This window comes from Actinoplanes sp. NBC_00393 (assembly GCF_036053395.1).
GTDB lineage: Bacteria > Actinomycetota > Actinomycetes > Mycobacteriales > Micromonosporaceae > Actinoplanes.
Map to the genome: position 1 here is coordinate 11268773 of NZ_CP107942.1, position 21142 is coordinate 11289914.

General features: G+C 70.9%; 17 protein-coding genes. 6 read left to right on the plus strand and 11 right to left on the minus strand.

The window, feature by feature from the left end:
• Positions 1–94: 94 nt before the first annotated feature.
• Positions 95–1291, plus strand: coding sequence for an MFS transporter (locus OHA21_RS51995; RefSeq protein WP_328468523.1), 1197 nt, complete (start codon positions 95–97; stop codon positions 1289–1291).
• A gap of 498 nt (positions 1292–1789) precedes the next feature.
• Here OHA21_RS51995 and OHA21_RS52000 read toward each other — a convergent pair whose 3' ends face one another.
• The 3 genes from OHA21_RS52000 to OHA21_RS52010 all read right to left on the minus strand — a co-directional run bounded on the left by OHA21_RS52000 (position 1790) and on the right by OHA21_RS52010 (position 6269).
• The gene (locus OHA21_RS52000) at positions 1790–2806 is read right to left on the minus strand and encodes a patatin-like phospholipase family protein (protein WP_328468525.1); all 1017 of its coding nucleotides are present in this window, start codon (positions 2804–2806) and stop codon (positions 1790–1792) included.
• A gap of 371 nt (positions 2807–3177) precedes the next feature.
• Entirely contained in the window at positions 3178–5007 is a 1830-nt protein-coding gene (locus OHA21_RS52005; protein WP_328468527.1) for an urease accessory protein UreH domain-containing protein, read from the minus strand.
• Entirely contained in the window at positions 5004–6269 is a 1266-nt protein-coding gene (locus OHA21_RS52010) for a tetratricopeptide repeat protein (RefSeq protein ID WP_328468529.1), read from the minus strand. Before OHA21_RS52010 ends, OHA21_RS52005 begins: the two co-directional genes overlap by 4 nt.
• 180 nt (positions 6270–6449) lie before the next feature.
• Here OHA21_RS52010 and OHA21_RS52015 point away from each other — a divergent pair, with 180 nt between their 5' ends.
• Positions 6450–8045 carry a lysyl oxidase family protein gene (locus tag OHA21_RS52015; RefSeq protein WP_328468531.1) on the plus strand — a complete coding sequence of 532 codons (1596 nt, stop codon included), beginning with the start codon at positions 6450–6452 and terminating at the stop codon, positions 8043–8045.
• A 43-nt stretch (positions 8046–8088) separates the two neighbouring features.
• Here OHA21_RS52015 and OHA21_RS52020 read toward each other — a convergent pair whose 3' ends face one another.
• The 6 genes from OHA21_RS52020 to rfbB form a co-directional block, all read right to left on the minus strand.
• Positions 8089–9567, minus strand: a complete 1479-nt coding sequence (locus OHA21_RS52020; protein WP_328468533.1) for an RICIN domain-containing protein — start codon at positions 9565–9567, stop codon at positions 8089–8091.
• Entirely contained in the window at positions 9564–10127 is a 564-nt protein-coding gene (locus OHA21_RS52025; RefSeq protein ID WP_328468535.1) for a PulJ/GspJ family protein, read from the minus strand. Before OHA21_RS52025 ends, OHA21_RS52020 begins: the two co-directional genes overlap by 4 nt.
• Positions 10118–11437, minus strand: coding sequence for a type IV pilus modification PilV family protein (locus OHA21_RS52030; protein WP_328468537.1), 1320 nt, complete (start codon positions 11435–11437; stop codon positions 10118–10120). The genes OHA21_RS52025 and OHA21_RS52030 overlap by 10 nt, the downstream gene beginning before the upstream one ends.
• A 101-nt stretch (positions 11438–11538) precedes the next feature.
• Positions 11539–12282, minus strand: a complete 744-nt coding sequence (locus tag OHA21_RS52035; protein WP_328468539.1) for a GTP pyrophosphokinase — start codon at positions 12280–12282, stop codon at positions 11539–11541.
• Between the two features lie 684 nt (positions 12283–12966).
• Positions 12967–13815, minus strand: coding sequence for a dTDP-4-dehydrorhamnose reductase (rfbD, locus tag OHA21_RS52040; RefSeq protein ID WP_328468541.1), 849 nt, complete (start codon positions 13813–13815; stop codon positions 12967–12969).
• 11 nt (positions 13816–13826) lie between these two features.
• Positions 13827–14804, minus strand: a complete 978-nt coding sequence (rfbB, locus tag OHA21_RS52045) for a dTDP-glucose 4,6-dehydratase (RefSeq protein WP_328468543.1) — start codon at positions 14802–14804, stop codon at positions 13827–13829.
• A gap of 45 nt (positions 14805–14849) precedes the next feature.
• On the opposite strand from rfbB, the gene rfbA reads away from it, so the two are divergent.
• The 3 genes from rfbA (at position 14850) to OHA21_RS52060 (ending at position 18207) form a co-directional block, all read left to right on the plus strand.
• Complete coding sequence (gene rfbA, locus OHA21_RS52050; protein ID WP_328468545.1) at positions 14850–15713, plus strand: glucose-1-phosphate thymidylyltransferase RfbA; 864 nt, start codon at positions 14850–14852, stop codon at positions 15711–15713.
• Positions 15710–16306 (plus strand): dTDP-4-dehydrorhamnose 3,5-epimerase family protein, encoded by a 597-nt coding sequence (locus OHA21_RS52055; RefSeq protein WP_328468547.1) that lies wholly within the window; start codon positions 15710–15712, stop codon positions 16304–16306. Before rfbA ends, OHA21_RS52055 begins: the two co-directional genes overlap by 4 nt.
• Positions 16307–16710: 404 nt before the next feature.
• Positions 16711–18207: a sugar transferase gene (locus tag OHA21_RS52060; protein WP_442875227.1), complete on the plus strand. Its 1497-nt coding sequence runs from the start codon at positions 16711–16713 to the stop codon at positions 18205–18207.
• 33 nt (positions 18208–18240) lie between these two features.
• On the opposite strand, the gene OHA21_RS52065 is transcribed toward OHA21_RS52060, so the two are convergent.
• Both OHA21_RS52065 and OHA21_RS52070 read right to left on the minus strand, forming a co-directional pair.
• The gene (locus OHA21_RS52065; RefSeq protein ID WP_328468550.1) at positions 18241–19221 is read right to left on the minus strand and encodes a glycosyltransferase family 2 protein; all 981 of its coding nucleotides are present in this window, start codon (positions 19219–19221) and stop codon (positions 18241–18243) included.
• A 73-nt stretch (positions 19222–19294) separates the two neighbouring features.
• A complete protein-coding gene (locus OHA21_RS52070; protein ID WP_328468552.1) occupies positions 19295–20251 on the minus strand; it encodes a WecB/TagA/CpsF family glycosyltransferase in 957 nt (318 codons plus the stop codon).
• 40 nt (positions 20252–20291) lie between these two features.
• On the opposite strand from OHA21_RS52070, the gene OHA21_RS52075 reads away from it, so the two are divergent.
• Entirely contained in the window at positions 20292–21140 is an 849-nt protein-coding gene (locus OHA21_RS52075) for a glycosyltransferase (protein WP_328468554.1), read from the plus strand.
• Positions 21141–21142: the final 2 nt, after the last annotated feature.

The following is a 21142-nucleotide window of genomic DNA, read 5'->3' on the forward strand; positions in this document are numbered from 1 at the left end:
ACGGCCGTTCCTTGGCCGGCTTCCTGCTGCGGCTGATCTTGGGACCGATTTTGTATCTCCCCGAGGTCGCCGCCGTCAATTAGGCTGACCGGGCGTGCTGACCGATCCTGCACGACCCGCCACCGCCGCGCTGCCCCGCCGCCGATTCATGCTGGTCATCGCGCTGCTCGGCTACTTCCTCACCGCGTGGGCCTGGGCGCTGCTCGGCCCCCTGGCCCCGCTGCTGCGCGACTCGCTCGGTCTCAGCCCGCTGACCCAGGCCCTCGTCGTCGCCCTGCCGGTCGTGGTCGGCGCCCTCGGCCGGATCCCGGTCGGCTCGCTGGCCGACCGGCGCGGCAGCCGCCGAATGTATCTGCTGGTCACCGCCCTGACCATGACGGCCCTGCTGGTGCTCGCCACGGTCGGTCACCGCTCCGCACCCGCCCTGCTGGCCGGCGCGGTGCTGCTCGGCGCGGCCGGCACGACCTTCGCCGCGGGCGTCCCGTTCGTCAGCGCCTGGTTCCCCGAACGCCGCGGCCTGGCCATCGGCGCCCTCGGCACCGGGCTGTGCGGCGGCGCGCTCGGCGGACTGACGGCGGTTCGGCTCGTCGACGCGTACGGAATGGCTGCTCCTTTCCTGGTCAGCTCCGCGGCGCTGGCAGCCTTCGGCATCCTGGGCGCCACCGCCATGCGCGACGCCCCACGCCACTCAGTGCCCGCGGCCGGCGCCCGGGGCCGCCTCACCAGCGCGCTGCGGCTCCCCATCACCCGGCGTTCCATCATCTGGTACGCCCTGGGCTTCGCCCTTTTCGTCACCTGCTCCAACGCGCTGCCGGTCTACCTCGGCAATGCGTACGACGTGAGCCCCGCCCGGGCCGGTGACGTGATGGCCGCGTTCGTCGTCGTCGGCGTGGCGATGCGCCCGATCGGCGGCTGGCTGGCCGACCGCTTCGGCCCCGCCCGCCCGCTGGTGATCGCCCTGACCGCGCTGACCGTGGCCACCGCGGTGCAGGCCTTCACCCCGCCCCTGCCGATCTTCCTGGCCGCCGTCCTGCCCGTCCTGGCCGTCGGCCTCGGCGTCTCCAGCAGCGCGGTACTCACCCAGATCGGCCACACCGCCCCACCCCTGATGGTCGGCCTGGTGACCGGCGTGGTGAGCGCGGCGGCCGGAATCGCCGGCTTCCTCACCCCGCTGCTGCTCGCCGTCTCCTTCCAGCTCACCGCCAGCTACGGCCCAGCCTTCACCGTCCTGCTGGCCGCCGCCCTGGTCGCCTTGGCCGTAGCCCTCCACAACCTCCGCAACCCCGCCTGACCGGCTCCACCGTCCCGGCTGACCGCCACCGCTGCTTCCTCCCGCCGGACGCAACCCTCACCGTCAGCCGGCCGTCGCGGCTGACCGCCACCGCTGCTTCCTCCCGCCGGACGCAACCCTCACCGTCAGCTGGCCGTCGCGGCTGACCGCCACGGCTGCTTCCTTCCGCCGGACGCAACCCTCACCGTCAGCTGGCCGTCGCGGCTGACCGCCAGTGCTCTTTGCTCGGGTGGGTTGGGGTGCTGGCGGTCAGCTGGTTGTTGTGGCTGACCGTCAGTGCTGCTTGTTCGGGTGGGTTGGGGTGCTGGCGGTCAGCTGGTTGTTGTGGCTGACCGTCAGTGCTGCTTGCTCGGGTGGGTTGGGGTGCTGGCGGTCAGCTGGTTGTTGTGGCTGACCGTCAGTGCTGCTTGCTCGGGTCGGTTGGGGCGCTGGCGGTCAGCTGGGTTTTCGTGGCTGACCGCCACGGCTGCTTGCTCGCGTTCGATGCGACGCTCACCGTCAGCTGGGCCAGACAGCCCGGACGGCGTCGGCGACGGCTGCGCCCTGGCGAAGTCCGGCCCGGGCTGCGGCTGCCCGGCGACCCGGATCCATGAAGTTCTGGCCCATCGCCTCCAGCGCCGCTTCGTCCGGATCGATCAGCAGGGTCTTGCCCGCGCCGGTCGACGCCATCTCCGTCTCGATCCGGTCCCGGTCGATCCACGCCATCGGGGCGATCACCACCAGGTGGTCCGCCCCGGCAGCCAGGTCGGCGCCGGCGCCGAGCCGGATCCCACCGTCCATGTAGCGGCGGCCGTCAATCGTGATCGGCGGCATCAGGCCGGGCACCGCACAGCTGGCCGCGACAGCCAGCTCGAGGGGCGCGCCCGAAGCCGCATCGAAGACCACATCGCGCCCGTCGCCGGTGTCCACCGCCGTGATGCGCAGATCCCGCTTCGGCCACTGCCGAACCGGCAGGATCGCCGCCATTCCCGCAACATAGGACGCCTCGTCCCGGGTGGTGGCCGCCAGCGCGTACTCACCCACCCGGACCCGCCCCTCCCGAACCGGCACCGCCGGATCCGTCAACACCGCCAGCGCCGCCAGCAGCCGTCCGGTCCCACCTCGGCGCTCACCCTCGGCCCGTGCCTCCGCGCCGCCGTTCCGTCCTGCGTCGCCGTCCCGGCCAGCGCCGCTGCTCCGGCCTGCGTCGCCGTTCCGGCTTGCATCGCCGTTCCGGCTTGCATCGCCGTTCCGGCCCGCGCCGCTGTTCTGGCCCGCGCCGCTGGTTTGGCTTGCGTCGCCGTCCCGGGTCTCGCCGCGGCGGTCGCCGTTGTGGCCGACCTCCTGCTGGGCCACTGCGACCTCCAGATCGATGCCCGCGGCAATCACCGTGCCCACGACCGAACCGGCGGACGTCCCGATCACCACGTCGGCGTCCCCGAGCGGAACCCCGGCCCGCTGGAGCCCGCAGAGCACGCCCAATTCCCACGCGATACCGGTGACACCGCCGCCACCCAGAACCAGAGCCTTCGTCACGTACTGGACGGTAACAATCTCTGCGCCGCACAGCCAGGCCGTCGCGCAGTCGCGGAACTCCGCCAAGATCAGGTTGTCCGGACGAGGGCCGAGCCGACCCGGCTGGCGGTGATGCAGGTTATTGCTGCCGCATTCCATGCCTCAGTGCCAGCTGGGCTGTGTCGGCTGGCGGTGGTGCACGTTATTGCTGCGGTATTCCATGCCTCAGTGCCAGCTGGGCCACTCTGCTGGTCGTTGATCACGTGATCACGGCGGCCGCATGCGTGGGCCGTCCCTCGTTGGAGCGGGCAACGCTGCTCTGCCGGCGGCGTGGAGGCCGCCGGCTGGCGGGGGCAGCGGAGCCGTCGCTGTGGCCGGTAATGATGGCGATGTCAGGTCTGGGCGAGCAGGGCCTGGGCGGTGAGGCTCAGCCCGACCAGCACGATCAGCGCGGCGGTGAGCACCGGCACGGCTGGGCGCCAGCGGGTCAGCCGTTGCGGGAGCCGGCGTCCGAGGGCGGGGCCCCAGCGGCCGAGGGCGAGCCCGATGCTGGTCAGAGCGACGGCCATGCCCAGTCCGTAGGTCACGACGAGTAGGACTCCGTACCAGGGACGGCCCAGGGCGACCGCGCCGAGCAGCACCACCACCGCGGATGGGCTGGGCAGCAGCCCTCCGGCGAAGCCGAGCGTGAGCAAGCTGCGCAGGCTGATCGGCCCATGATGGTGGCTGTGCCCGTGTTGGTGGCCGTGCCCATGAGGATGGCTGTGCCCATGAGAATGGCTGTGCCCGTGGCCGTGGTGGGCGGCTGCCGCGACCGATGGCGGCGCGGTGGTGCGTTCGTGGTGGGCGGCTGCCGCGACCGATGGCGGCGTGGCGGTGCGTTTCTGGTGGATGACTGCCACGACCGATGCCGGCGTCGCGGCAGCGTGGGCGGCCCCGTGCTGAGTGGCTGTTGTGGAGCGGTCGTCACTGCGCTCGTGGTCATGTCGGGCGGCCGGCGCGTCCGGCCCGGGCGCGGCCCCGTGGTGGGCCGCCTGGCCAGGGAGGGCTGTCGCAGCTGGTACCGGGCCGGTCTCAGGGCGACCACCGCCGAGGTCGTGATCATGCACAGCAGCGGCGGCAGCATCCGGGTCGGGCGCGGCGGCGTCATGGGCAACCCCGTGGTGCGCATGGTCGTGGTGGGGATGTTTGCGGGCGCGCAGCGCGCGGCGCAGCAGGCTGAGACCCACACCCGCGAGCAGCACCCCACTGACCGCCGCGAGCACCCCGTAAAGACGCTCCGGCGCGAAGGTCACCGATGTAGCCAGGGTCGCCCCCAGCACCAGCACCCCAGCCGTGTGCGTGACCGTGACGCTTCCGGCGATCACCGCGGCCTGCCGCCACGTGCCCCGCTCGCCCACCAGGACCGCCGCCATCACCGTCTTTCCGTGGCCGGGCGCCAGGGCATGCGCCGCACCGAGCACCATGGCGAGGGCGATGCCGAGCAGCGCGAGGCCGAAGGTCAGCCGCTGCCGTTCCACGACGCCGGTGAACGCGGCCGTCAGCCGGTCGACCGCCTGCCGCGGCGCGGCGAGGGCGCTGCCTGCGGGCACCGCATCCGCGGACGCCCGCACCGCGACGGTGGCTGAGCGGACATCCGAGGGCGAGGTCAAAGGATCTTCGGGGTACGCGCTGAGCCGCCCACTGACACTGGATTCCGGCACATCACTGCTGGTCAGCGCGAACCCGTCCCCGGTGGCGGTGATCTCCCGCCAGCCGATCGACGAAGGGTGTGCGTCGTTGCGGAAGGTGACGGTCGCCGGGTCCGGCACGGTGACGGCGGCGAGCAGCGCGCATTCGAGCCGGAGCGTGACCAGCCCGCCTTCGCCGGGCGGGAAGGTGACCGCCGACCGGCTCACCGTCAAGGGGACCGTCTCGCCCGCCACGGTCACCCGTAGCTGCCCGGCATCGTCGGCGCAGGCCGTAGCCGCGTACCGGGAGGCTTCGGCGGGCGAGACGGCCCCGTCCGCGTCGGTGTCCACCTGCTCGCTGCGTGCCTGGAAGGCCGGCAGCTCGGCAAGGTCCACGACGTAGTCCACGTGCACCGCTTCGGCGGCGATGCGCAGGCCCGCGTACTGGTTGACGGTGAACCGTCCCAGCGGGTGGGCGGAGGCCGGGCTCGCGGCGATGAGCAGTCCGATGACGACTGCGCAGGCGACGGCGATGCGCTGAAGAAGCCTCACTGGGCACCGCCGAGCGCGGCCAGGGTGGTACGCGCCGTCGCCGCATGCCGCACCGAGAAGTGCGGGTTCAGCCGCAGCGCCGTGGTCAGTGACGCCCGCGCCTCGTCCCGCCGGTCCAGGTCGAACAGGATCATGCCGCGGTGGTAGTGGAGCAGCGCGCTGCGCGTACCCAATCGCAGTGCCTCGTCGGCCTTGGGAAGTGCCTCGGCGGGCTTGCCTGCCGAGCGCAACGCCCAGGCCAGAGCGTCCGCGGCGGCTATCCCGGGCTGCCGGGCATAGAGCGTGCGGGCCGCCTGCACGGCGCCCGGTTCGCGCTGGTCGGCGGCGAACAGCACGCTCTCCGGCTCGGGCGATCCGGTCCAGGCGGCGCGGGCGAGGGCGTACTGCCGGCTGCCGGCCGTACCCTGACCATTCGCGGTCAGCACGTCGCCGAACTCGGCGGCGTAGGCGGGACTCGGCACGGTCGCGATCACGGCGCGGTACTCGCTGATGCCGGTCGCGGTGTCGCCGCGCGCGATCCGCACCCGGGCCTGCCCGATCCGCAGCGGCGGATAGGCGGGGTCGAGCCGCAACCCCTCGGTGAAGTGCATCGCCGCGGTGTCCAGATCGCCGGCGGAGTAGGCGAGTTCGCCCAGGTGGTAGCGCGCGAAGGCGGCGTCGGCCAGGCTACCCGCGGCGGTCAGGGCGCGCTGCATGGCATCCGTCGCGCGGGCGAGGTCGCCGCGCAGTTCCCAGGTGTACGAGGCCCGCGCGAACGACGCCGTGTCCGGCCGCAGATCCGCCATCCGCTGCACCGTGTCGAACGCCTCCGGATAGCGACCGATTTCGGTCAGCGCGTCCGCGACCACGCCGAACGCCGACGCCCGGTACGGGTCCACCGCGAGCGCCGCCTGCCCCTGTTTCAACGCCGTCGGGAAGTCGTGGCGCGCCGCCGCGAGCGCGCCCAGCCCGGTCAGCGCCGCCGCGTTCTCCTTCGGCCGAACCTCGAGGGACTTCTCCAGAGCACGCTGCGCCAGTGGATAGTCGGCCGGGTTCGCGGTCACCCGGGCCCGCTGTACGTACGCCATCCCCAGCTCGGCCCACGTCGTCCAGTCCCCGGGCAGCTGCTCGAGCCGGAGCTGAGCCGCGGCGATGGGATCGGCGGGCACCGCGAGCACGGGCGCCGCCCGGTCCGCGTCACGCGGGGTGAGCAGCGCCCCGGTGACGACGACCAGGGCGACGCCGAGCGCGGCGACGGCCGAGTATTTGGCGACCTGGCGCATGGCGGTTGTCCTCCCGTCGGTGGTGCCAGGGATTCGCGGGCCGGGGCCACGCGGATGGGCCGGGATCCTCCCGAGTTCGTGCCATCGACAGTCGTCTTCACAGGAATCTCACAGGGCTCCACGTTGGATGGCCGGGCAGGCGGCCGCCTCACCGACGGCCGCCCCGACGGGAAGGACCTCATGACTGACCCGACGAAGAATCGTCGCCGTACCCGCCTGCTGGCCGCCGGCGCGGCCGCAGTGACGCTCGGGCTGACCGCCGCCGGTGTCGGTGTGGCCCAGGCCGCCGCCACGCCGCCACCGCTCTCCTTCGTGTCCGCCACCCAGGCCGTCACCGCGTACCGGTATGTCTCCGGTGACGACGTGTGGTTCTCGATGGACCTGGGGCTGCACGTGATCGCGGGCAAGGACGCCTTCGAGATCCAGGCGCGCCGGACCGGCTACGACAAGCCGATCGTGGCCGAGAAGATCGTCACCGAGAAGGGCAAGAAGAAGCGGGTGGCGCTGCCGGCCGGCACGGTCACCGACTTCAACGGTCTGAAGGACTTCGTCACGATCTCGATCACCGACGAGGCGGGGGCGCCGGTGACCGAATACTCGACGCCGTTCTGCGGCACCACCTGGTCGTCGGCGCGGACCCGGCCGGACGCTCCGGCCACCAACCCGTACCCGACGTCCTGCGGCAACGGGCAGAACCCGTTCACGCTCGGCGCGGTGTGGGGTGTGCAGGCCGGGTGGAGCACGTCGGTGGCGGACCAGCCGCCGTACAGCGAGGAGACCGGCCAGTTCGACCTGCCGGCCGGCAAGTACTCCGCGAAGGTCGCGCTCAACCCGCGCTACCGGGAGCTGTTCGGCGTTCCCGCGGACCAGGGCGACGTGACGATCGGGCTCACCGTGGTCGAGCAGCGTGAGGGCGAGGAGGGGCTGGCCCGCGCGATGAAGGCGGACGCGCTCGAGGAGCCGGCCGCGGTGCCCACCACCGACGAGCATGCCGAGCACGCTTCCGAGGGGGACGCGGCGCGGCAGGTGTCGTCGTACCTGCCGGAGTTCCGGGCCCCGGCGAAGCGGCCCACCACGCTGAAGGCGGCGCCCAAGAGCGGACCCAAGCCGGACCTCAAGTCGCTGCCGGCCTGGGGGATCGAGCTCGAGGAGATCGACGGCAAGTGGTACGTCAACTTCGCCGCCACGGTCTGGAACGCCGGGACCTCGCCGTTGCTGGTCGACGGGTTCCGCCGCACCGGCACCGAGCTGATGGACGCGTACCAGTACTTCTTCGACGCCAAGGGCAACCAGGTCGGGTCGAAGGCGGCCGGGACGATGGAGTGGGACGCCCGCGAGGGCCACATGCACTGGCACTTCACCGACTTCGCCCAGTACAACCTGCTCGCCGCCGACCAGAAGCTCGCGGTGCGCAGCGGCAAGGAAGCGTTCTGCCTGGCCAACACCGACGCGGTGGACTACACGATCCCGCAGGCGAAGTGGCAGCCGGAGAACACCGACCTGTCCACCTCGTGCGGCGCCGACACCGTGGTCGCGGTGCGTGAGGTGCTGGACATCGGCAACGGCGACACCTACCACCAGTCGCTGCCCGGCCAGTCCTTCGAGATCACCGACCTGCCGAACGGCACGTACTGGATCCAGGTGCTGGCGAACCCGGAGAACCGGCTCGCCGAACTGGACACGAAGAACAACTCGGCGCTGCGGCAGATCGTCCTCGGCGGTACGCCCGACGCCCGTACCCTGACCGTCCCGCCGGTGTTCGACATCGACGGCTGACGACCGGTGGCCGTCCCGGCGCCTCGGGGGCGCCGGGGCGGCCTCATTTCTCCTGCAGGTCGCTCAGCCCGGCCCCGGTCGGGCGCACACCGTTCCATTTCTGCAGGTCCCGGCCGTCGCACTTGCCGACGACCGCCTTGCCGATCCGGTCGCCGAGCCGCGTGTAGAGCTGGGTCGTGCTGGACTCCAGGCAGAACCCCGCCGAGTCGACCAGGGTGTACGACTTGTCGTTGTCGTCGTGCTCGGCGTACCGGGTCCAGGTGATGTCGGCGGTGGCCGCGCCGCTGCACTTGGTGATCGTGACGACCTGCCCGGTCGCCGTCGAGCGTGGGCTCTTCAGGCAGTACAGGGTGGAGACGCCCTTCGAGGTGTAGGTGACGGTCACCTTCCCGGTCGTCGCCGGCAGCGTCCACCGCTGGTTCCAGGAGATGTTCGCCGCCACCGGCTCGGCCGTGCAGGGCCAGACGATCAGCGCGCCGTAGTTGACGTTGCCCTCGGTGACGTCCAGGCAGCGGCCGAACTGCTCGTAGTTCACCAGCTGCTCGGTGCTCGCGCCGGCCGCGCCCGCGCCGACGGCCTGCTCGGGCTGCATCGTGGTGCTGGAGTTGTAGGTCGTACCCGGGCAAGTTTTGTAAATGAGCCGGGTCTCGTCGGCCGCCGGGCTCTCCAGGGTGATGCACCAGCCGTTGGTGGTCTTGGCGTCGTCGGTGCCCAGAAACCCGGCGAAGTTCTTCGACAGCGTCCAGAGCTGCCGGGCCGGCGACTGGGTCGTGGTGTCGTCGATCGCCACCGCGCACGGCTGGAAGGTGACCGGGACCGAGCTCCCGGTGGCCGGCCTGACGGCGTCCAGGCACATGTCCACGCCGCTGGACTGCGCCGGCTTCGGGTGCGCGATGGCCATGCTCTTCACGTACGCGAACATCTGCCGGTTCGGCCGGGCCGCGTCGCACCTGCGCATCCAGACCTCGGCGCCGGCCGTCGGCGGATCCCTGTCGCCGGCGTCCATGCACAGGCTGCCCGACGGATAGTTGCGGATCAGTCCCTTCGGCGTCTGGGCCTGCGGGGTCTGGAACCGGTAAGTCGCCTCCAGCACGCGGGGGCTCACCGTGGCGTCGAAACTGGCGCCGCCGGCCGAGCCGTCGGTGACGTCCCACGACTTCAGCCGCGCGGTGGCCGGGGTCTGGGTCGGCGGACAGCTCAGCTGTCCGCCACTCGCGCTCAGATACGTCACCTCCACCCGGTACGCGTTCCCCGGCGCCTCCGAGACCGGGCCCTGCAGCGTGCCGCACGGCAGCGCGGCCGGATCCCCGTTCCCCTTGCTGTCCGCGGCCGCCCGGATGTAGCCGAGCGCGACCTGCAGACCGGCTTCCGCCGCGCCGAGGGCCCGGCCACGTTCGGCGACCCGGCGCACGTCCTTGACCTGGCTGAGCAGGGCGGTGCTGAGCAGGCCGGTGATCGCCAGCCCGGCGGCGGCCACCAGGATGGCCAGGGGCAGCGACCCGCGTTCGTCCTTCACCCTCACGGCCGGGACCGCCCCTCGGTGCAGAACGCGTCGGCGTCGCCGGTGTTCGAGTTCATCGCGGTGAACAGGAACTCGGTGGAATGACTGGACGACGCGTACGCGACGGTCATCCTCAGCCGCAGCTGGAACCACTGCCCGTCGCTGGCCTCCCGGGCGAACGGCTCGGTGTTGGTGACCTCGGTGGCGAGCACCCGCCAGCCGCCGGACGGGGTTTCGCCCGCCACCCAGGTGCGGCGCTGCAACTTCCGGTCGAGCAGGCGCAGCTGGGTGCAGACCGGTTCGGCGCCGTTGACGTTGAGGTACTCCACGTTCCAGCCGAGGCCGGTCGGCTCGCCGGGCTCGGTGATCGCGGAGGCGTACCGGATCTCCGCGTCCAGGCGCTCGAAGACCAGGTTGAGCCGGCTCTGCAGGACCTGGGTGGTCTCCGCCGTCGTCGCGGTCCGGTACATCTGCACGATGCCGGCGGTGAACAGCGACATGAACACGCTCATGATGCCCATGGCGACCACCATCTCGAGCAGCGTCACCCCGGCGTCGTCGCGCTCGTCGGTCACGTGCATGAGCTGTCCGCGGTGATGGTGATGTCGGCGCCCCGGACCTGCACGGTGTCGCCCATGACGCCGCACTTGACGACGCCGTAGGAGCCGAGCAGCTGCACGCCGCCGTTGAGCGCCTGGATGCTGCCGTTGACCTTGGCGTACGAGCCGGAGATGGTGATCGCCGGGTCGGCGGTGGAGCTGCTCAGCAGGCCGCCGCCGAGCGTCACCGAGGACATCGCGACGGTGATGGCGCCGGTGGCGACCAGGAGCGGGGTCATGTTCGTGGTGACGGCTACCGCACACGGCACGTAGACCACGGTGGCGGTGGCCGGGACTCCGGCGTACGTCCAGGTCCCGGACTTGCACGAGGACGCCGGCACCTCGTGATAGCCGCTGCCGGCAGCGAGCGCCGCGGCGGCGCCGGGCGCGTAGTTCGCGACCACCTTGGCGTTGACCGGCTGGCTCGCGCTGACCTTCACCGTGCTCGGCACCGTGCCGCCGCTGACGTACTGGCTGGTCACGTACTCGACGCTGGGGGAGATCACGATGCCGGTGCCGGCGATGTACAGGTCGGCGTTGGTGTGCACGGCGCCGGTGACGGTCAGATTCGCCGAGGCCAGCCACAGCGCGGCCGGGTTGGTGCCGTTGGTGGCCCGGTTCGCCCAGATCGCGGCCGGGGTGCCGGTGCTCGGGCTGGGGCTCGCGCTTGGGCTCGGGGACGGGGACGGGGTGGGGCTCGTGGTCACCGAGGTGGTCGGTGGCAGCGGGAAGAGCGGGTCCTCGTCGGCGTTGATCAGGGTGGCCATGAAGTAGGCGCAGAGGCCGTCGGCGCATTCCCGGTCCGGCCACTGCACGGCCACGACCACGCGCAGGAAGCCGACCGCGTCTGGTTTGCTCTCGTTCGCGGCGGTGCAGGTGTTCGCGACGGAGGCGGACCGCCAGCACTGCTGGACGTACCAATGCTTGGTGTAGGTGACGTCGTTCAGCGTGACCGGCCGGCCCTCGGTCGGCAGTTTCGGCTCGTCCCCGTCCTCGGCGTCCTCGTCGGCCGCCTGCCGGCCGCCCTCCAGGTACTCCTCGACGCCCGGCACGAGTTCCTGCGCGTTGACGCCGGCCTCGTCACGCCCGGTGAGCACTTCGGTGCCCATGCCGGCGGCTTCCTCGAGCGCGGTGGCGGCCACCCGGACCGCGTCCTCGCGCCCGGCCCAGTGCGTACCGAGGGCGAGGCTGCGCAGGTAGAACACACTCATCGAGGTGAGCACCACGGTGATCAGGGCGATGGCGACCACCACCTCCACCAGCGTGAACCCGTCCTCGGGCCGGTCTCGCACCCTCGTCCCCTCCCGGTCCCCACCCCCTGATCGGCAGGCGGAGGCGGAAGCTGAGCGGCGCCCGCGGACGACGGCCCATTCGGGTCGGCCGTCGCTGCTGGTCAGCGGCGCGGGCCGTGGATCTCCTGGTGCAGGCGTTCCATCCGCTGGTCCCAGCGGGCGGCGTCCTCGGCCGCCTCGACCAGCTCGGCACGCAGCGTGGCCGGCACCTCCGGGTCGTGCTTGTAGTAGATCTTGTGCTCCAGGCTGGCCCAGAAATCCATCGCCACGGTCCGTAGCTGAATCTCCACCGGCACGGCGACCATCCGGTCCGACATGAAGACCGGGATCTCCACGATCAGGTGCAGGCTCCGGTAGCCGTTCGGCTTCGGCTTCGCGATGTAGTCCTTGGTCACCACGAGGTGGACGTCCGGCTGGCGCGTCAACATTTCGGCCACCGTGTAGACGTCGGAGACGAAACTGCACACGATCCGGATCCCGGCGATGTCCTTGATCCGGGCCCGCACGTCGTCGAACGTCAGCGGGCAATTCAGCCGCCGCGCCTTCGCGGTCAGGCTCGCGGTGCTCTTCAGCCGCGGCCGGACGTGCTCGATCGGATTCCCGCGCCCCCGGTGAGTCAGCTCCTCGGCCAGGATCGTGATCTTGGTGTTCATCTCAGCGAGACCGAATTTGTACACCATCATGAACTGGTTCAGGTCGGCCATCAGCTCGTGCAGCACATCCGTGCTGTGATGCGCGGCCCCGAGCGCCGCCGCCAGCCTGCCGTCCGGCGTCCCGCCCGGCTGCCGCCGGACGATCTGCAGATCACTGCCGGGCAGCGCCGGTTCCGGCTGGTCGGTGGTCACGGTCCGTCAACTCCAGGAAGATCCGGTGCAAGGTGCATGTCAAAGGTACGGGCATGCCCCGTCCCCGAACGCAGCTACGCCGCACCCGCCAGTCCGCGCGAGCCGGGCAGCTACTCCCGGCCGCAGCGCGCCCGCCGGGCTGAAGCACGGGGTCCAGCCGACCCCCACCGCCGCTTCGCGGCCATCCTGGCAGCGCTGCCGGTCAGCCGCGGCTCTCGGCTGACGCCCAGTGTTGCTTCGCGGTCGTTTTGGCAGCGGTGGTGGTCAGCCGCGGCTTTCGGCTGACGCTCAGTGTTGTCTCGCGGTCGTTTTGGCAGCGGTAGCGGTCAGCCGCGGCTCTCGGCTGACGCTCAGTGTTGTCTCGCGGTCGTTTTGGCAGCGGTGGTGGTCAGCCGCGGCTCTCGGCTGACGCTCAGTGTTGTCTCGCGGTCGTTTTGGCAGCGGTGGTGGTCAGCCGCGGCTCTTGGCTGACGCTCAGTGTTGCTTCGCGGTCGTTTTGGCAGCGGTGGTGGTCAGCTGGCGGGGTGTGGGGCCTGGCCTGGTCGTGTGGCGTCGCTGGGTGAGCCGGGCATCAGCCCGGCGGGGGCGCTGGAGGGCGCGAGTGGCTGGGGCGTCGCCGGGGCTGGGCGGGACGGGTAGGTGTGGTTGGGGGAGGTGTAGGCGTACCGGGACGGGGGTTGATCTTCATGGGGTTCGCAGGGAGGGCATGGCGTCGGTGAGCATCGCGCGCCAGGGGGGGAGTGGGGTGACGACGGTGGATGACCAGCGTGCGTGGCCCAGCACGCTGTAGGGCGGGCGTTTCGCGGGCCTGGGGAAGCGGTCGCTGGTGGTGGGGCGGACGCGGCCGGGGTCGTGGCCGGCTTCGGCGAAGACTGCGCGGGCGAGGCCGTACCAGGTGGTGACGCCGGCGGCGGTGCCGTGGTAGGCGCCGGGTTCGGCGCGGCCGGCGTCGGCGGCCAGGCCCAGCTCGACCAGCTGGTGGGCCAGCGCATAGGACCAGGTGGGCGGGCCCTGCTGGTCGTCCACGACGTCGATGGTGTCGCGTTCGGTGGCGAGTCGCAGCATGGTCCGGACGAAGTTGGGGCCGTGGGCGCCGTAGAGCCAGGCGGTGCGGACCACGTAGCCGCCGGTGGCGAGGACGGCCTGTTCACCTGCGGCTTTGCCGCGACCGTAGGCGTTGAGCGGCGCGTGCGGGGTGTCCTCGGGGTAGGGGCTGGTGGCGTTGCCGTCGAAGACGTAGTCGGTGGAGATGTGGATCAGCCGTTTACCGCATGCTTCGGCCAGGAGCCGGACCGCGTGGCCGTTGATCGCGGTGGCGGCTTCCTCGTTCGTCTCGGCGCCGTCCACGTCGGTCCAGGCGGCGGCGTTGAGGACCAGGTCGGCGCCGGCCACAGCCTCGCGGATCGCGGCCGGGTCGGTGACGTCGAGGTCGGCTCGGGTGGCCGCGACCACATCCGTGTGACCGATTTCGGTCAGGGCGGTCCGGAGGTCGCGGCCGAGCATGCCGCCGGCGCCGGTGATGAGCCAGCGCATGGGCCGGGGCATCAGAGGCCGGCCCGGGTTTTGAGCGGTTCCCACCAGGTGCGGTTGTCGCGGTACCAGGCGACCGTCGCGGCCAGGCCCTCGCCGAGGCTGACCTGTGGGGTGTAGCCGAGCTCCTCGCTGATCTTGGTGATGTCGAGCGAGTAGCGGCGGTCGTGGCCCTTGCGGTCGGTGACCGGGCGGACCATGTCCCAGCCGGCGCCGCAGGCCTCCAGGAGGCGGCCGGTCAGCTCCCGGTTGCTCAGTTCGGTGCCGCCGCCGATGTGGTAGACCTCGCCGGCCCGGCCCTTCTCCAGCACCAGCTGGATGCCGCGGCAGTGGTCGCTGACGTGCAGCCAGTCACGGATGTTGCCGCCGTCGCCGTAGAGCGGCACCGGCCTGCCGTCGAGCAGGTTGGTGACGAACAGCGGGATGACCTTCTCCGGGAACTGGTACGGCCCGTAGTTGTTGGAGCAGCGGGTGACCACCACGTCCATGCCGTGGGTGCGGTGGGCGGCCAGGGCGAGCAGGTCGGAGCCGGCTTTGGAAGCGGCGTACGGCGAGTTCGGCGCGAGCGGCCACGACTCGGTCCACGATCCTTCGGCGATCGACCCGTACACCTCGTCGGTCGAGACGTGCAGGAACCGGTCCACGCCGGCCTCGCGCGCAGCGTCGAGCAGCACCTGGGTGCCGAGGACGTTGGTCGCGACGAACGGGAGCGCGCCGGAAATAGACCGGTCCACATGGGATTCGGCGGCGAAATGCACAACGGCGTCATGTCCCGGCAGCAGTTCCCGCAAGAGGGCAGAATCGGAAATGTCGCCTTGCACGAATCGCAGTCGGGAATCCGACAGCGGCAGGTTGGAGCGATTTCCGGAATACGACAACAGATCCAGAACGGTCACGGAAGCGCCGGTGGCTCCCGCGTACTCGTCCTGGAGCAGCGCTCTGACGTAGCTGGATCCGATGAAACCGGCACCGCCGGTCACGAAAATCTGCACGACTGGCGAGTGTAGAGGGTGGCGGCCTGAGTTTAGTGTTCCCCGGTGCGCGGAATTCTGCTCGCCGGTGGCACCGGCTCGCGGCTGTGGCCGATCACGATGGCCATGTCGAAACAGCTCATGCCGATCTTTGACAAGCCGATGATCTACTACCCGCTGACCACACTGGTGTCGGCCGGGATCCGCGAGATCCTGGTGATCACGACACCCGAGGATCAGCCGCACTTCGCGAGACTGCTCGGCGACGGGAGCCGCTTCGGGCTCTCGCTCACCTATGCCGAGCAGCCGAGACCCGACGGGATCGCCCAGGCGTTCCGGATCGGCGCCGACTTCATCGGCACCGAGCCGGTGGCGCTGATCCTGGGCGACAACATCTTCCACGGCATCGGTCCCGGCCGCTTCCCGCAGCCGGACGGCGGGCGGATCTTCGCCTATCCGGTCGCCGACCCGGAGCGGTACGGGGTGGTCGAGTTCGACCCGGCCGGCAAGGTGCTCTCGATCGAGGAGAAACCGCAACGGCCCAAGTCCCGGTACGTGGTGCCCGGCCTCTACTTCTACGGCGCCGACGTGGTCCAGATCGCCGACAAGCTGGAGCCCAGCGCCCGCGGCGAGCTCGAGATCACCGCGGTCAACGAGGAGTACCGCAGGCAGGGCCGCCTCGACGTGACCGTGCTGGACCGGGGCACGGTGTGGCTGGACACCGGCACGTTCCAGTCGATGGTGCAGGCCTCGGAGTACGTCCGGGTGATCGAGGAACGGCAGGGCCTGAAGATCGGGTGCGTCGAGGAGGCGGCCTGGCGGCTCGGCTTCATCTCCGACGATCAGATGCGTGAACTGGCCGAACCGTTGCTGAAGAGCGGCTACGGCCGATATCTGGTGGGGCTGCTCGAGGAGGATGGTGTCCGGTGAAGATCAGGCCGTTGACGATCGAGGGCGCCTACGAGGTCACGCCGGTGCAGCACGGCGACGCGCGGGGCACGTTCCTGGAGTGGTTCCGGTTCGACGCTCTGGCCGAGGTGCTCGGCCACCGGTTCGACCTGGCCCAGGCCAACCTGTCCACTTCGGCGCGGGGCGTGGTGCGCGGCATCCACTTCGCCGACGTGCCGCCCGGCCAGGCCAAGTATGTGACCTGCGTGTCCGGCGCGGTGCTGGACGTGGTGGTGGACATCCGGGTGGGGTCGCCGACGTTCGGCGCGTGGGAGGCGGTCCGGCTCGATGATCAGGAGCGGCGGGCGGTGTATCTGGCGGAGGGGCTGGGGCACGGGTTCTGCGCGCTGACCGAGGGGGCGACGGTGGCCTATCTGTGCTCGTCGGGGTACCGGCCGGGGCATGAGCACGGGGTTCATCCGCTGGACCCGGCGCTGGGGATCGACTGGCCGGCGGGCGATCCGTTGCTGTCGGGCAAGGATGCCGAGGCGCCGACCCTGGCGGAGGCCCAGGCTGTCGGTTTGTTGCCCCGGTTCGACGATTGTTGCGCCTATGTTGAATCTCAGCGGAGCTAGATCATCTGTTGCCGAAAGGGTGGGGCGACCCACCCTTTCGTCTACCCGATAGCTGCAGTCTGATTGATTACATTCAATCGTCCCCGTCGGCCGATTGACCCTGCGTCGCCGTGTGTAGTAAGGCGGGCAGCGGTTCCGCCACGGTGTGCGGCGATGCACGCCGAGAATCTGGTTGGTCCGATCTGGACAGCTTGCACCTTTTTCGCTTTCCCCATCCTCCGAATCGCCATTCCTAACAAACGGAAAGGTGTAGCGCTGAGTGGTCGGAGTTGGACAGTCTGTCCAGTGTGGCCCGTGGGACGACTCTCCGGGAGCAATCCACTTTGTCCGGTCCTGCTGGCATGTCCCGGTATACCGGTAAAAGCGGATCAAGGTTGACCGCAGTCGATGACGGGGGCAACGACGTGCAGACCATCGAATCGGCCGCCACCCTCGATCTTGCCGAACAGGCGTTACAACTCCGGGCGCAGGCCCGGGCCGGCGAGACCCGGGCCGGATGGACCAGCCGGTACGCACGGAACCTCTATCTGATCGACCTGGCCGTCGGCCTGCTGGCCGCGGTGAGCGCCCTGATCCTGCGATTCGGCTCCACCGGCGCCGAGCCGTTCATGCGGGACTACGTGTGGCTCACGATCCTCTTCCCGATCGCCTGGACAGCGTGCCTCGCCGTCAACCGGGCGTACGAGCCACGGCACCTCTTCGTCGGCACCGACGAATACGCGCGGGTGTTCCGCTCCGGATTGGCGCTGACCGCCCTCATCGCCATCGTCTCCTTCGCTCTCGACCTGCGCCTGGCCCGCGGCTATGTGCTGATCGCCATGCCGCTGGCGGTCCTCGCCGACCTCGGCGCGCGGTATGCGTACCGGCAGCGGCTGCACCGGCAGTGGGCCCGCGGCGACCGGTTGCACCGCGTCATCCTGGTCGGGCACGCGCGCGCCGTCGTCGACATGACCCGCCGGCTGCGCCGCGAGCGCTATCACGGCCTCGGCGTGATCGGCGCCTGCCTGCCGGCCGGTCCGGACCGCACGCGGCTGCGACCCGGACTGCCACCGGTCTACGGGACCTTCGACGGGATCGCGTCCGCGGTCACCCGCGCCGGGGCGGACACCGTCGTCGTGCTGTCCTGCCCGGAGATCGACGGCGCGGCCCTGCGGCGCCTCGCCTGGCAGCTGGAGCGCGACGAGATCGACCTGATCGTGGCCAGCACACTGATCGACGTGGCCGGTGACCGCACCACCATCCGCCCGGTCGACGGCCTGCCGATGCTGCACGTCGAGCACCCTCGCCTCAAGGGCAGCGCCCGCATCGTGAAAGCGATCTTCGACCGGGTGGGTGCGCTGATCCTGCTGATGCTGAGCGCGCCGGTGCTCGCCGTGGTGGCGGGGCTGGTGATGTTCGGCCCCGGCGGCCGCGGACCGGCGATCTTCACGCAGGAGCGGGTCGGCAAGGACGGCCGGCCGTTCAAGCTCTACAAGTTCCGCACGATGGTGGTCAACGCCGAGGCGCGCCTTCAGGAGTTGCGCAACCTCAACGACACCGACGGCGAGCTCTTCAAGATGCGGGCGGACCCGCGGGTGACCCCGGTGGGGCAGTGGTTGCGCCGGTTCTCCCTGGACGAGCTGCCCCAGCTGGTCAACGTGCTCAAGGGCGACATGTCGCTGGTCGGGCCGCGGCCGCCGCTGGCCCGCGAGGTGGCCGGCTATCCGGCGGACATGCTGCGGCGGCTGGTGGTCAAGCCGGGGCTGACCGGGCTGTGGCAGGTGTCGGGGCGCTCCGACCTGTCGTGGGAGGAGTCGATCCGGCTCGACCTGACCTACGTGGAGAACTGGTCGCTGGCAATGGATCTGGCGATCCTCGCTCGTACCGTCAATGCGGTCGTGCGCAGCTCGGGAGCGTACTGAGAAGCGGGAGCGCGCCTTGCGCGCTCCCGCGAATCAGGATGTGGGGACTGCGTCGAGGGCGCTGTGCGGCGGCCGCGGCTCCTCCACCGCCGGCCAGCCGGCAGCCCAGGTGTGCCGATCGCTCCAGACCGCCGCCCAGTCGACCCCGCGCGACCGGTCCCGGCCCAGCACGGCCTTGCCGGCCGCGCGCAGACCCACCCCGGCCTGGAGCAATGCGAGCGCAATCCCGGCACGGGGACGGGACCAGTGGCGGCGTACGTACGTCGCCTTGCCCCGCAGGATCCGGATCCGCTGGCCCTCCGAGCTCGACGACGCCCCGCCCACATGGATGACCGCGGCGTCCGGCACCACGACCGGCCGGGCGCCGAGTCCCGCCGCCCGCGCGCACAGGTCGATGTCGTCGCTGTACAGGAAGAACTGCGGGTCGAAGCCCTCCAGCCGGTGGAACAGCTCCCGCTCGATCAGCATGCTGCAACCGGAGACGGCGGGCACCTCCCGGACGCTGCGCCGGTCGTAACCGGGCAGACCCTCCGGGTTGGTGAGCCGGCTGCCCGGGAACAGCGTCGACAGGCCGGTGGCGAAGCCGAGATAGCCGCGCAGACTGGGCAGGCCCCAGCAGCAGTACATGTCGTCGGTGCCGTCGGCGTGCAGGGTGCGGCCGGTGTAGATGCGGTGCCGCGGGTGCTGCCGGGCGAACCGGAACAGCTCGGCGACCGGGTGCCCGACCGGGGCGGTGTCCGGGTTGAGCAACAGCAGATACTCGCCGCTGCTGGCCACCGCGCCGCGGTTGACGCCCCGGCCCCAGCCGACGTTCTCGGTCAGCCGGATCAGCCGTACCTCGCTGAAAGCCTGCGCGATGGCGTCGGCGGAGCCGTCGGACGAGGCGTTGTCGACGACCGTGACGTCGAAGCTCACGTCGGCGGTGCGACTGTCGAGCAACTGGCCCAGGCAGCGCAGGGTGAGCTCACGGGTGTTGTAGGAGACGATGACGACGGAGACGTCCGGCCGGCTCATCGCGCCACCTCCGCTGCGCTCCGGCGCCGCGACGAGCTGATGACTGAGCCCATGGATTCGCTCGCAAGCTCGCTCATCGGGCACCACCCCGCAGGCGCTGCCTGGCGCTGGCGGCGAGCAGGCGCATCGCGAACGGGGCGTCGTCGACCAGATACCGCCGCATCAGGCGGCGTGGTTCCAGCGCCAGCCGGTGCAGCCATTCCAGGCCGCGTTCCTGCATCCAGCCGGGAGCCCGGGAGTGCACCCCGGCGACGAAGCCGATCGCGGCGCCGCAGCCCATGAACCAGGTCTGTGGCAGGCGTGGGCGCAGCCGGGCGATGACGCGTTCCTGTTTCGGGAAGCCGAACCCGACGAACACCAGATCCGGGTCGCTCCCGGCGACCTCGTCGCAGACCGCGTCGTACTCGCTCGCGCGGGTGTCGAAGCCGAACGGCGGGCTGAGGTGCCCGGCGAGCTTGAGATCGGGGTGCCGCTCGCGCAGCACCTCCTCGGCCTGCTGCGCGGTGCCGGGCTCGCCGCCGAGCAGATACACCGACCGGCCGGCGCCGGCCATCGCGGCCGACAGACTCCAGATCAAATCAGATCCGGGTACGCGTGCGGGTAGCGGATTTCCGGCGATCTTGCTAGCCCAGATCAGCGGTTTCCCATCGGCGACCGTAATTGTCGAGGACGTGATATGGCGGCGTGCCTCCGCATCGCGCATGGCTCGATGCAGAATGTCCACATTCGGCGTGATGATCTGCCCGCCGGCGCCGGCCGACAGCTCGGCCAGCACCCGATTCACCACTTCTTGCTCGGTCAACGGATCAAACTGGACACTCCCCACCTTCACAGTTTTCCCTTGTGCAACAGGTGTTTCCGGGCTCTCCTGAGACGCCTTCACCTCCTGGACGCTACCGATGCCACCACAGTGGACAAGGGCACGAATGGTCGCCTCGGGTGTCGACTTTGCGATAAAGCCTCGTCCATTCGACCGGTTGTTCCGGCCCTGTCCGGGGCGGAAGGCTCGGGTCGTGCGAATCAGCGTCATAGTGCCCGCATTCAATGAGGAGGCGGGCATCGGAACCGCTTTGTCCGCATTGACGGGGGACACTGATCTTGAAATCATCGTCGCCGCCAACGGGTGCACCGACCGCACGGCCGAGGTGGCCCGCTCGTTCGGTGTCCGCGTCGCCGAGATCGCCATGCCGTCCAAGCCGGCGGCGCTCAATGCGGCCGACGACATCGCCACCGGCGAGGTGCGCGTCTACCTGGACGCGGACGTCCCGGCCGGCCCCCGGCTGATCCGGTTGCTGGCCGCGGCGGTCGCCGAGCCCGGCATCGAGGCCGCCGTCCCGCGGCCGGTCGTCGACACCTCGGCGAGCACCTGGCCGGTGCGCGCCTACTATCGGATCAACGCCCGCCTGCCGGTCTTCCGGGGGCGGCTGTTCGGCCGGGGCGTCATCGCGGTCTCCGCGCGGGCCCGCGCCCGGTTCCCGCGCTTTCCGGACATCACCGCCGACGACATGTTCCTGGACGCGGTCGTCGCCGCCGGCGAGAAGGCCGAGATCGACCAGCCGGTCCGGGTGGTGGCGCCGCGCACCGGCCCGGAGCTGGTGCGCCGGGTGGCCCGGGCCCGCGACGGCAACGCCGAGTTCCGGCGCTTCGTCGAGGCGTCGCCCTCGGGGTACGAGCGGACGCTCGATCCGGTCGCGGGCCCCAGTGCGACATCGTGGTTGCGTAACGTGGTGCTCCGGGCGCCGTGGCTGCTGCCCGACGCGGTGGTCTACGTCGCCGTCGTCCTGCTCGCCGAGCGCAGACGCCGGTCGCCCTCCTGGGACGTGCGCTCCGGCTGGGGCCGTGCGGCCGCGCCGGTCCGTGTCCCCGGGCCGCGTTCCTCGCCCGAGAACGCCTCTCCGGCCGACCTGCCGAAAGGTTGATC

Excerpts from the sequence above, each read along its gene's own strand:
- OHA21_RS52010 (WP_328468529.1), bottom strand. The coding sequence starts at position 6,269 with ATGCGCCAGGTCGCCAAATACTCGGCCGTCGCCGCGCTCGGCGTCGCC.
- OHA21_RS52015 (WP_328468531.1), top strand. The coding sequence starts at position 6,450 with ATGACTGACCCGACGAAGAATCGTCGCCGTACCCGCCTGCTGGCCGCC.
- OHA21_RS52025 (WP_328468535.1), bottom strand. The coding sequence starts at position 10,127 with ATGCACGTGACCGACGAGCGCGACGACGCCGGGGTGACGCTGCTCGAG.
- rfbD (WP_328468541.1), bottom strand. The coding sequence starts at position 13,815 with ATGCGCTGGCTCATCACCGGCGCCGGCGGCATGCTCGGCCGCGACCTC.
- OHA21_RS52065 (WP_328468550.1), bottom strand. The coding sequence starts at position 19,221 with ATGAGCCGGCCGGACGTCTCCGTCGTCATCGTCTCCTACAACACCCGT.
- OHA21_RS52070 (WP_328468552.1), bottom strand. The coding sequence starts at position 20,251 with ATGACGCTGATTCGCACGACCCGAGCCTTCCGCCCCGGACAGGGCCGG.